Raw genomic sequence first — 12,042 nt, forward strand, 5'->3', positions numbered from 1 at the left:
GCCCGGCCGGACGCCAGGTGGACGGCCGGGTCGGGGTGGGCCGGGACGGGCTGGACGGCATACGGACTCCGGTGGCGAGGGGTCGGTCAGATGTTCTCGGTGAGTACGGCAGCCGGCGACGCCGGCCGCGGCACCGTCGTCAGCGGGGACTGCCCCAGCTCCGCCGCCGCGGACGGCACCGGACGCCGTTCGGCGAGCGGCACCACCGGCGGCAGCTCGGTCTCGCCCAGCACGATGCGGCGTACGACCCGCTCGGCGGCGCGTCCGTCGTCGTACGGGCAGAAACGCTCGCGGAACGCCGAGCGCAGCTGGGTGGAGCGGGAGCCGCGCCAGTGGCCGGTGGCGAAGATGTCGATCAGCTCGTCCTCGCTGCGCGCGACCGCGCCCGGCGGGAAGGAACGCAGGTCGAAGTAGGTGCCGCGGGCCGCCTCGTAGGCCTCCCAATCGTCGGCGTGAATGACGATCGGCCGGTCGAGATGGGCGTAGTCGAACATCAGGGACGAGTAGTCGGTGACCAGGGCGTCCGAGGCCAGGCAGAGGGACTCCACGCTCGGATGACCGGTGACGTCGATGACCCGGGCCGTGTCGGCGGCGAGCGGCACCTCGTACCGGGGGTGGGCGCGGGCCAGCACGACGAAGCGGGGGCCCAGGCGGCGCAGGACGCGGTCCAGGTCGAGGGTGGCGCGCTGGGTGCGGCGGTAGTCGCGGTGGGTCGGCGCGTACAGGATCGCGACCGTCCCCTCCGGGATGCCGAGTTGCTCGCGCAGCCGTCGCACGTCCTGTGAAGTGGCCCGCTGGAACACGTCGTTGCGGGGGCTGCCGTACGGGAGTGTGGTGTAGCCGCCGGGGAAGACGCGCTCCCAGGTCAGGGTGGAGTGGCGGTTGGCGGACAGGACGTAGTCCCACTTGTCGACGTCGGCGAGGAGAGCCGTGATGTCCAAGTCCCGTGAAGCGGCGGGGCGTTCGAGGAGGTCCAGGCCCATGTGCTTGAGCGGGGTGCCGTTTCGGGTCTGGAGGAGGATCTGGCCGGGGCGCTTGATGAGGCGGGGGTCGAACTCGGTGTTGCCGACGAGGTACTTGGAGCGGGCCAGCGCCGTCCAGTAGGCGGCGGTGCCGGGGCGCAGCCGGCGGGTGGCGGTCGGGATCGTGTGGTGGTGCTCGGGGTCGGCGATCCAGGCGGTGCGGATGTGCGGGGCGAGGTCGCGGAACGCCGACTCCAGCGCGCCCGGATCGCCGCCGTGGCCGCGGCCCCCGTACGCCGAGAAGACCGCGCGGTCCTCGTGCAGGGGGAGGCGGAGCTGGACGCGGTAGTGGAGCCGGAGGGATGCCGTGCGGAGAGCCCCGGCCAGGCGGGCGGCGCGGACCGTGGTCCGGTGGCTGAGCCTCTTTGCCAACTCCAGTGCACGGTAGACGCGGTGCAGGTTCAGCCGGACCAGGGTGTGGCGCAGGCGTGTACGCAGAGGGACTCGGTGGCCCGGCGCGCGGTAACGGCGGTAGTGGTCGCGGGCTCTGCCCAGGAACTCGGCGCGAGCAGCCCGCGGCAGCCGGTACCGGTCGGTGAACACCGCCGCCAGCTGGTCGACCATGCGGCGGAACAACACCGGCCGCCACCGGCTGAGTTCGGGGCGCTGGTCGAGGAACGCGAAGAGCCGGTCGTACTGGTCGAAGAGGTCGAACGGGCTCCGCCCGGCGGTGCTGCCCCGGCGCCGCTGCCGGTGGTGCACGCACACCCGGTCCACTGTCGCGATCGTCTCCGCCGTCATCAGGACCGGGTACGTCCAGGGAGTGTCCTCGTAGCGGCCCGGCGGGAAGCGGAAGCCCTCGCGCTCCACGAACTCCCGGCGGTACGCCTTGTCCCACACCACCGTGGCCGACCGCAGCAGTCCGGGCCGGTCCTCCAGGTGGAACGGCGCCGGACCCTGCTCGGTGAGCTGGAGCGCCGACGCGTTGCGGGCGGTCCCGCCCCGCCAGTCGGTGAGCGCATGGTCGTACACCAGCACGTCCGACTCGCCCGTCTCCTTCAGCCGGTCGGCGATCGCCCGGAGCGCGTCCGGGGTGAGGGTGTCGTCGCCGTCCAGGAACACCACGTAGTCGCCCGTCGCCGCCGCGAGACCGGCGTTGCGCGCCGGGCCGGGCCCCCGGTTCTCGGCGAGGTGCACCGGCCGCACCCGGGGGTCGCGGGCCGCGAACTCGTCGACGATCTCCCCGCAGGCGTCCGGCGAGCGGTCGTCGACGGCGATCAGTTCCAGATCGGGGTACGACTGGGAGAGCACCGACTCCAGGCACTCGTGCAGATACGCCTGAACCTGGTACGCGGGGACGATGACACTGAACCTGGGCAAGGCACATCCATGGGGGAGGGGTCGGCGCGGGCGTTCGGCCCGGGAACGGCCGGTGGAGTGACTTGGTTACGTCCCTTGCGGCATACGGGGGACGGGAAGGGGCGGACCGCTGCCGGTCCGCCCCTCAAAAACGTCAACCAGACTGCCGTACGCGCTACTTGACCGCGCCCGCCATCACGCCGGACACGAACTGCCGCTGGAACGCGAAGAACACGATCAGCGGGATGACCATCGAGATGAAGGCACCGGTCGCCAGGATCTCGATGTTGCTGCCGAACTGCCGTACCTGCTGCTGGAGAGCGACCGTCAGCGGCTGCGAGTCGGCATTGGTGAACACCAGCGCCACCAGCATGTCGTTCCACACCCACAGGAACTGGAAAATGCCCAGCGAGGCGAGTGCCGGTGCCGCGAGCGGGAGGACGACGGTGGCGAACAGCCGTGCCTCGCCCGCCCCGTCCAGGCGCGCCGCCTCCAGGAGCTCCCTCGGGATCTCCGCGAAGAAGTTGCGCAACAGGAAGATCGCGAACGGCAGTCCGAAGCCGACGTGGAACAGGACCGCGGCGATGATGTCGCCGAAGATCCCGATCTCCCGGAACAGCACGGTCAGCGGGATCAGCGCCACCTGCACCGGCACCACCAGCAGCCCCACCACGACCATGAACCAGGTGTCGCGACCCTTGAAGTCCATCCACGCGAAGGCGTAGCCCGCCATCGCGCCGATGAGCACCACCAGCAGGGTCGCCGGCACCGTGATCCACACGGTGTTGAACAGGGAGTCGGTGATCGTCTCGTTCTTCAGGAGCGTCTCGTAGCTGTGCGCGGTCAGCTGGCCCGGTGCGCTGAACACCTTCCACCAGCCGGAGGCGGCGATGTCGGTCGGGTCGCGGAACGACGAGACCAGCAGCCCGAAGGTCGGCACCAGCCAGACCAGCGCGATGACGATCAGGAAGATCCGCAGGGCGCCGCCGGCCGCCCCGCTCGCCACCCGGGAGGCGAGGGAGCGCTTGGCGCGCACGGTCGTGTCGAGAGTGGTCACCGCTCACGCTCCTTCCGCAGCCGGCGCAGATTGATCCACATCACCGGCAGCACGAGCAGCAGCAGGATGACGCCGATCGCGCTGCCGATGCCGTAGCTCGCGCCGCCGCCGAAGGACGACTGGAACAGTTGCAGCGCCAGCACGTTGGCGTCGTCCATGGTGGGCTGCGGGGCGATGATGAACACCAGGTCGAAGATCTTCATCACGTTGATCATCAGCGTGACGAGGACGACGACCAGGACCGGCGCCAGCATCGGCACCGTGACCTTTCTGAACACCTGCCACTCGTTGGCGCCGTCCACCCGCGCCGCCTCCAGCAGATTGCGGTCCACGCCCGCGAGGCCGGCCGCGATCAGGATCATCGCGAAGCCCGCCCACATCCACACGTACGCCCCGATGATCGCCGGGGTGACCAGCGTCGGGCCGAGCCAGTCGATGCCGTTGTAGGGGGCCGCGAAGTTCGAGCCGGGGAGCCTCAGTTGGGCCCCGTCCGCCTCGCCGGGCAGATGGAAGGTGCCGTCGGCGCCGCTCGTCGTCGAGGCGACGACCTCGCCGCCCTTCACGGCCTCGATCTTCACGCCCTTCAACGCCTTCTCACCGGCGTCGATCTGACCCTTCGTGCCGCCGCCGCCCAGCTTGAAGTCCAGCCACACCGTGCCGTCGATGCCGTCACCGGTGGCCGGCTTCGCGTTCTCCGGGTTGCCGGGGAGCCGGTTCGGGGCGATGCCGACCAGCGGCAGCAGGGCCGGGGTGCCCGCGTGCACGGTGCCCGTCGACGTGAACGAACCCCCGCCCGAGGCCTTCAGATCGCTCACCGCCGCGTTCGGCCGGGCCTTCGGATAGACCGACGAGTCCACGAACGCGTCGTGCACGCTCGTCACCACCGCGTTCGCGACGCCCTGGTCCGGGTCCGCCGCGTACACCAGCCGGAAGATGATGCCCGCCGCCAGCATCGAGATTGCCATCGGCATGAAGACGATCAGCTTGAACGCCGTGCCCCAGCGCACCCGTTCGGTGAGCACCGCGAAGATCAGGCCGAGCGCGGTGACCACGGCCGGGGCGACCGCGACCCAGATCGCCGTGTTGCGTACGGCGGTCAGCGTGGCGTCGTTGCTGAAGATGTCGCCGTAGTTGCCCAGACCGACGAACTTCGAGCCGTCGGCGTCGTAGAGACTGCGCCAGACCGAGTACCCGATCGGGTAGACCACGAGCGCGCCGAGGAGGACCAGCGCGGGCAGCAGGAACAGCACCGCCACCCACAGTCTGGTCCTCGTCACGCTCTTGCGCGGAGACGCGGAGGGCGTCGGCAGTGCGCCGGCGCCCTCCGTCGAGTTCGCCACCGAGGCCATCGGCGTCAGCTCGACCCGTAGGCCTTGGCCGCGTCGGCCTCCAGCTTCCGCTGGGCGCCCGCGACATCGCTCGGGTTGCTCAGGAAGTCCTGGAGGTCCTTCCACTCGCCGGTGCCCTGCGTGCCGCCGAACGCCGCCGGGGCCTGGTCGGACATGTCGAACCGGAAGTTGTCACCGGCGTCGATCAGCGCCTTGGCGATCTGCCGGGTCACGTCGTCCTTGTACTTGCTCTGGTCCATCTCCTTGTTGGGGGAGAGGATGCCGCCCTGCGCCGCCCAGATCTCCGCCCCGTCGGTCGAGGCGAGGAACGTCAGCAGCGCCTGCGCGCCCTTGTTGTCCTTCAGCGCCACGGCCACGTCACCGCCGCTGACCACGGGGGACTCGGCGCCCACCGCCGGGAACGGGAAGACCTTGGCGTCCGTGCCCACCTTCGCCTTGGTGTCCGCGTTGATGTTCGCGGTCACGAAGTCGCCCTCGAAGACCATCGCGGCCGGGGTGTCACCGGTGAAGGCCTGGGTGACCGACTTCGGGAACTCCGTGTCCAGCGCGCCCTTGCGGCCGCCCGCGAGCAGCTCGTCCTTGCCCCACAGCTCGGCGAGCGTGGTGAGGGCCTGCTTGACGGACGGGTCCGTCCACTTGATCTTGTGCTGGGCCAGCTGGTCGTACTTCTCCGGACCGGCCTGGGACAGATAGACGTTCTCGAACCAGTCCGTCAGCGTCCAGCCGTCCGCGCCGCCGATCGACACGGCCGGTGAGCCGGCGTCGGACAGGGTCTGCGCGGTGGCGAGGAACTCCTTCCACGTCTTCGGTGTCTCCGTGATCCCGGCCGCGTCGAAGGCCGCGGTGTTGTACCAGATCAGGGACTTGTTGGCGGCCTTCGCGTACACGCCGTACTGCTGGCCGTCGACCGCCCCGAGGTCCCGCCACCCCTGTGAGAAGTTCTTGTCCAACTGTGCCTTGGCCTCCGCCCCGAGGGGCTTGAGCCACTTCTTCTCCGCGAACTGCTTCAACACGCCGACCTGCGGCAGGAACGCCACGTCCGGCGGCTGACCGCCCTCGATCTTGGCGCCGAGGAAGGTGGAGGTGTTGTTGCCGGTCGGTACGAACTTCACCTTGGCGCCGGTGCGTTTGGTGAACTCCTTCAGGACCTGGGTGAAGTTCTCCTGCTCCGCTCCGGTCCAGACGGCGGCGACCTCCAGGGTCTGGCCGTCGAGTTTGGGGAGCGTGACGGAGGCGCCTTCGCCGGTGCCCTTGCTCTCGTTGTCGCTTGCGTTGTCGTCGTCTCCGCCGCACGCGGTGAGCACGAGGGCTCCCGCGAGGAGGGCGGCGGCCGTCGCCATGGCCCTACGTGTCCGGTATGTGCTCGTGCTGCGCATCACTGCCCCGTTCTTCGTCCTCGTCGAACGTCGAGCGCTGTCCCGTGGGCTCTGGTCTACGCCGGGGGCATGGGGTCGGCAAGACCGCGTGCGGTGTCAAGTGGGAGATCGTTGCGGCGTCGTAACGCGGCGTTCTACGGCGGCGGTGATGTTGTGCTCTACGGCAGGGGCGATGTTGTGCGCTACAGCAGCGACGGCACCTCCGTGGCCGCGACCTCCCGGGCCGCCCGCTCCAGCGCGCTCGCCAGCAGTGCCAAGTCCGTCGGTCCGTTGCCCAGTTCGCGGACCGGGCGGCGGGCCGGCGGGTCGCCCATCCGCTGCCAGTCCAGGGGGACCACGGTCGGCCGCAGCGTCGCCGTGCGCGGGATGCGGCCGGTGACCCGCCCGCCCTGGAACGCGGTCGTACGGCCGTCCGCCCAGGTCAACCGGCCACGTCCCGGCGCCGGTTCGTCCGGCCCCGCCGTCACCGCGTCCAGCACGACCCGCAGCGGCGCCCGCCGCGCCGGCTCCGACTCCGCCGTACGGCCGCCGGAGGCCGCCGCCGCGATCAGGTGGACGCCGAGCCGTTCGCCCTCCCGCGCGACGGCTTCGAGGGCCCGCATCACCGAGCCCGCCGACGGTCTGCCGGGGGAGCCCAGCGGCGGCGAGACCAGCGCGTCCAGGTCGTCGACGACGACCACGAGACGGGGCAACGGGGGCGCCGACTCGGTGCGCTGACGGGCCGCGCCGGGACGCAGGCGCATGGTGGAGCTGGGCGGGCTGTCCAGGTCGCCGTTCCCGGCGGCGCCGCGCTGGGCGACCATACGGCCCGACAGCTCACGGCCGGTGTGCCACTCGGCGAAGTCGGACCGGCCCAGCAGCTCCGCCCGCCGCTTCAGCTCGGCGCTCAGCGACTGCGCGAACTCCCGCATCCGGACGGGGTCGTTGGCGGCGAGGTGGGTGGTCACATGCGGTACGTCGGTACAGACCCGCAAGCCTTCCCCGTGCCCCGCGCCCGTCGCGCTCACGCTGTCCCGGCCGTCCATCAGGACGATGCTCAGCCGGTCGGGACGCTCGGCCGCCGCCAGCGAGGCGACGACCGCCCGCAGCAGTTCCGTACGGCCGCTGCCCGCCGGTCCCTCGATCAGCAGGTGCGGGCCGTCCGCCACGAGGTCCGCGCCGACCGGCCCGCGCGGGCCTGCGCCGAGCACGGCCCAGGCCCGTCCGCCGAGCGCCTCGGTGTCGTCCGCCGCAGCCGCCCAGCGGGCCATCAGCGATGCCGGGGTGGCCCTGGCCAGCCCCAACTCGTCCAGCAGCCGTGCCATCTGGGGCAGCGGTGCGGACACGCGCGCGTGCCGCTCAGGTCCGGTGCCGTCCGTGCGCATCGGCGCGAGCGCCCGCGCGAACCGCTCCGCCCAGGCAGGGGAGACGGCGTCGACGGCGGCGACCGTGCCATGGCCGACAGGGCCGGCCGGGGGCTCACCGGCGGTGGTGGAGGCGAGGTCGCCGCCGGCCCGCGCGACCCGCAGCAGTCGCAGGGCCGTCGCGACATCGCCGCTGAGCAGCGCGACCGCGCCGCACGCGCGGAACGTCGGCGCCGCCGTGCACGCCGCCTCGTACGTCTCCGTCACCGGCGACGCGGGCGAGGCCGGTGACGTCTCGGCCAGGCACAGCACATGGATGCCGGCCCGCGGCCCCTCGAACGCCAGCCGCGCCACGGCCTCGCGCACATCGGCGCCGCCGGGATCGCCGTCCACGACGAGGACGGTGTACGGCCCCGCGAAGACGGCCGCGTCAGGGGTGTCGTCGTCCTGCGCCCAGGAAGGCCGCCGGGGCGCCGCTGCCGTGGGCGGCGCGGGCGCGGCGGGCGCGTCCTCCAGCCGTCTGAGCAGCTCCTCCGTGCGCGCCGTCGCCTGTTCGCGGTCGTAGGCGAGGAGGAGGCGGCAGTCCTGGCCGTGGCCCGGGCGCAGATGCGGGAGCCAGCCGAGCCAGGACCACTCGGCGGTGCGCTCCGCGGCCGGGCGGGAGCGGTCCGCGCTGAGCAGGACTATCTCCAGGACGTCGGGGGAGTGCAGCGCGGCGAGCTGGGCCAGCACCGCGCGGGCCAGCCCGGCGAGCCGCGCGCGGGGCCCGGCCAGCCCCAGCGCCCCGACCTCGCGCAGATCGGCGGTCACCGGGACCGCGGGCAGCAGCCCCGAGCCGTCGGGCGCCGCCCGGTCGGCGGTGCCCAGCCGCACCGTCAGCGCCTCCGGATGCCCCGGCCCGCGCTCCCACAGCCGGGGCCCCGGACCCAGCGCCGTCAGCAGCAGCGCCGCCGGGTCCGGCCAGGTCTCGGGCAGCTGGGGCGCACCGGTCACGGCTTCCGTCACCGGGTCGGCCGTCTCCTCGTCGTACGCCTCGCTCCGGTCCGCCGCCGCGCCCTGCTCACCGCGCCCGCCGGCCAGCCGCCGCGCCCAGGCGCCCAGCCCCCCGCGCTTGCGCACGCCCTGCGGCACCTCGGTGCCTCGGAGGGGGGTGCCTTTGCGGCGTCCGCCGTCGCCCGGGGCGTCCGTGCCGTCAAGGCCGTCCGCGGTGTGCGCGTGCTCGGCGGAGCGGGAGTCGCCGGGGAATGCTGCGCCGGAGGGCGGGGTGCCGGGCCGGCCGCCCTGTGCCGGGCGGGCGGAGGTCCCGCCGGTGGAAGGGGCGTCGCCCGGGAGGCCACTCGGGGTGCCGGGCCGGCCGCCCTGTGCCGAGCCGGCAGAGGTCCCGCCGGTGGCCGGGGCGTTGCCCAGGAGGCCGTCCTCCGCGGAGCCACCGGAAGCCATTCCATAGGCCGAGGGATTCCCGGCCTGAGCAGCCTGTGCCGCACCGGCCGAAGTCCCGCCGGGGACCGGGGCGTTGCCGGAGGCGGCATGGCTTCCTCTGGTGCCCCCGAGGTCCTCGCCGCGTGGGGAGCCGCCGCCCGCATGCGCGTCCGCGCCCAGCCGCCCCCCGTGCGTCTGCCCGCCGTCCCCCGCGCCCGACCAGGAAGCTCCCGTGCCCGCGCCGCCGCGGGTCGCCCCCGCCACGCCGGACACCCGGCGTCGGGAACCGCCGCCCCGCGTCTCGTACGGCCGAGGCCCCTGGCTCTCGATCCGGGGCGCCCCACCCTGGCCCGGCACGACGGGCCCTTCGGCAGCGGTGCGGCCCAGGCCCTGCGCGGTCCACCCGGTGGTGCCGGTGGTGTGCCGGGTCGGGCCGGAGGGGACGCCGGCATCGGCATCCGGGTCCTCGTCCGCCGGTGCCGGTACGCGTACGTGCCCCTCGCCGTCCGGGGCCGTGCGCAGCCGTGGGCCGGGGCCGCCGGGGGGAGCCAGACGGAGCGCTGACTCGCCGATGCGGAGCAGGGCGCCCGGGGGGAAGCGGACCGGGCGGGTGCCCACGCGGGTGCCGTCCAGGACCGTGCCGTTCGTGGAGTCGAGGTCGGCGACCGAGACGCGGCCGTCGCCGGCGACGGTGACCGCGCAGTGCAGCCGGGAGACGTCCGGGTCGTCGAGCGGGACGTCGGCGTCGGCGGAGCGGCCGATCTCGACCCGGCCGCCGTGCAGGAGATGGACCCCGCCGGCGTCCGGCCCCGCGACCACGTCGAGGCGGGCCGGGGCGTCGTCGACCTCGGGGTGCGGCTCGGGGTCGGTGGGGGCGCCGAGGGACAGCACCGCGCCGTCGGTCAGCGGGGGCTCGCCGAGGGTGCAGCGCCGGTCGTCGAGCCGCTCGGCGCCGGCGTACAGCACGGGCTGGCCGGAGCCGGGGGCGCCGTCGCCGGAGACCGCGGAGGCGAGCGCGGAGGTTATCGCCGCCAGGGCCGTCCCCGCGGGAGCGGTGACCAGCACGTCACGGCTCGGGGTGCGGCCCCGGGCCGCCTCGGCGGGCGGGGCCAGCGGGTCTACGACGGTCAGCCGGATCTGCATCGCCGTCAGCGGTCCCTTCTGCCCGGGCGCGGACAGTCCCCCACCCCACACGAGCACATCGGCCAGTACTGCAGGCATCCTCGCACCTGCCACTGACAGTCTGCCCGCCCCCCGGCGGCAAGTGATCTTGATTGGTCAGCTCTGCCCCCAAAAGTGCCTGACCAAGGCCGCGCCCGTGATCACTTGAGATCGGTCACGTACGGCTCTGGCAACCGGTCGACCGGGTCGAGCGTCTTTCCTTCGAACAACTACGGGAACCGGTACGTAAGACGCACAGAAAGACGACAGGCTGCTCCTACGGGAGGCGGCACTACAGTGGGTCGGAACATACGCAAGCAAGCAGGGAGCGCATGACGTGCGGCCGGTAGGCAGCAAGTACCTCCTCGAGGAGCCGCTCGGACGCGGCGCCACGGGCACCGTCTGGCGCGCCCGGCAGCGCGAGGCCGCGGGCGCCGAGGCGGCCGTCCAGGGACAGCCCGGTGAGACCGTCGCGATCAAGGTCCTCAAGGAGGAGCTCGCGAGCGACCCGGACATCGTGATGCGGTTCCTGCGGGAGCGCTCCGTCCTGCTCCGGCTCACCCACCCCAACATCGTCCGGGTCCGCGACCTGGTCGTCGAGGGTGATCTGCTGGCCCTCGTCATGGACCTGGTCGACGGTCCCGACCTGCACCGCTACCTCCGCGAGAACGGCCCCTTCAGCCCCGTCGGCGCCGCACTGCTCACCGCGCAGATCGCCGACGCGCTCGCCGCCAGCCACACCGACGGTGTCGTCCACCGCGACCTGAAGCCCGCCAACGTCCTGCTGAAGCAGAACGGCGGCCAGATGCACCCGATGCTGACCGACTTCGGCATCGCCCGTCTGGCCGATTCACCCGGTCTGACCCGTACCCACGAGTTCGTCGGCACGCCCGCGTACGTCGCCCCCGAGTCCGCCGAGGGCCGCCCGCAGACCTCCGCCGTCGACATCTACGGCGCCGGCATCCTGCTGTACGAGCTGGTCACCGGCCGCCCGCCGTTCTCCGGCGGCTCGGCCCTGGAGGTCCTCCACCAGCACCTCAGCTCGGAGCCGCGCCGCCCGTCCACGGTCCCCGACCCCCTCTGGACGGTCATCGAGCGCTGCCTGCGCAAGAACCCCGACGACCGGCCCAGCGCCGAGAACCTCGCGCGCGGCCTCCGTGTCGTCGCCGAGGGGATCGGGGTGCACGCGAACTCCGCGCAGATCGCCGCCGCCGAGAACGTCGCCGCGCTCCTCGCGCCCGACCCGGCCCCGGCCGCCGTACCGGGCTCCGCCGACCCCACCCAGGTGCTGCCGCACGGCGCGGGGGCGTACGACCCGAACGCCGCGACCAACGTGCTGCCGCACGTGGGCGCCGCCGACCCCACCGCCGTCCTGCCCAACCGCGGCGCGGCCGACCCGACGGCCGTCATGCCGCCGGTGCCGCAGGGCCAGCCCGGTCAGCCGGGCCAAGGCGGCCCCGAGGACCCGCACCCCTGGCAGAACCAGCTGCGCGCCGCCCGGGACCGCAACGAGCAGACGCAGGTCCAGTACCTCGACCCGAACCAGGACCCGCTGCGCCGCCGCCCCCAGCGGCAGGTCGCCCGCCCGCAGCAGCAGCCGCGCCCCCAGCAGCGCCCGCAGCCCCAGCAGGGGTACGGCGGCTATCCGCAGCAGCAACAGCAGCCGCAGCGGTACGCCCCGCAGCCGCAGCCCCAGCAGCCTCCGCAGCGGTACGCGCCACCGCCGCCCCAGCAGCCGCAGCAGCCCCAGCGTGAGCCCCGGCAGGCGCGGCAGCGCGGCGCCAACCCGATGAAGATCCCCGGGCTCGGCTGCCTCAAGGGCTGCCTGTTCACGATCGTCATCCTGTTCGTCGCGGGCTGGCTGATCTGGGAACTGAGCCCGCTCCAGGACTGGATCGGCACCGGCAAGAGCTACTGGGACCAGATCGGGGACTGGATCGGGACGGTGTCCGGGTGGATCGGTGACCTGGGCGGCGGTTCGTCCGGGCAGTAGCGCTTTGCGCCGCCCCCGGCGGT

General features: G+C 73.3%; 6 protein-coding genes. 1 reads left to right on the top strand and 5 read right to left on the bottom strand.

Annotated elements, in window-relative coordinates; translation table 11 throughout:
- Nucleotides 1–86 precede the first annotated feature (86 nt).
- The 5 genes from IQ210_RS00165 to IQ210_RS00185 all read right to left on the bottom strand — a co-directional run bounded on the left by IQ210_RS00165 (nt 87) and on the right by IQ210_RS00185 (nt 10,008).
- Nucleotides 87–2,342: a bifunctional glycosyltransferase/CDP-glycerol:glycerophosphate glycerophosphotransferase gene (locus tag IQ210_RS00165; protein WP_194075400.1), complete on the bottom strand. Its 2,256-nt coding sequence runs from the start codon at nt 2,340–2,342 to the stop codon at nt 87–89.
- 154 nt (nt 2,343–2,496) lie between these two features.
- Nucleotides 2,497–3,378, bottom strand: coding sequence for a carbohydrate ABC transporter permease (locus tag IQ210_RS00170; protein ID WP_194075402.1), 882 nt, complete (start codon nt 3,376–3,378; stop codon nt 2,497–2,499).
- The gene (locus IQ210_RS00175; RefSeq protein WP_407699674.1) at nt 3,375–4,655 is read right to left on the bottom strand and encodes a carbohydrate ABC transporter permease; all 1,281 of its coding nucleotides are present in this window, start codon (nt 4,653–4,655) and stop codon (nt 3,375–3,377) included. The genes IQ210_RS00170 and IQ210_RS00175 overlap by 4 nt, the downstream gene beginning before the upstream one ends.
- A 77-nt stretch (nt 4,656–4,732) precedes the next feature.
- Entirely contained in the window at nt 4,733–6,103 is a 1,371-nt protein-coding gene (locus tag IQ210_RS00180; RefSeq protein WP_194075406.1) for an ABC transporter substrate-binding protein, read from the bottom strand.
- 182 nt (nt 6,104–6,285) lie between these two features.
- Nucleotides 6,286–10,008 carry an FHA domain-containing protein gene (locus IQ210_RS00185; protein ID WP_194076992.1) on the bottom strand — a complete coding sequence of 1,241 codons (3,723 nt, stop codon included), beginning with the start codon at nt 10,006–10,008 and terminating at the stop codon, nt 6,286–6,288.
- A gap of 355 nt (nt 10,009–10,363) precedes the next feature.
- On the opposite strand from IQ210_RS00185, the gene IQ210_RS00190 reads away from it, so the two are divergent.
- Nucleotides 10,364–12,019, top strand: coding sequence for a serine/threonine-protein kinase (locus IQ210_RS00190; protein WP_194075408.1), 1,656 nt, complete (start codon nt 10,364–10,366; stop codon nt 12,017–12,019).
- Nucleotides 12,020–12,042 lie beyond the last annotated feature (23 nt).

The sequence above is a fragment of the Streptomyces justiciae genome (assembly GCF_015163075.1).
GTDB classification, from domain to species: domain Bacteria; phylum Actinomycetota; class Actinomycetes; order Streptomycetales; family Streptomycetaceae; genus Streptomyces; species Streptomyces justiciae.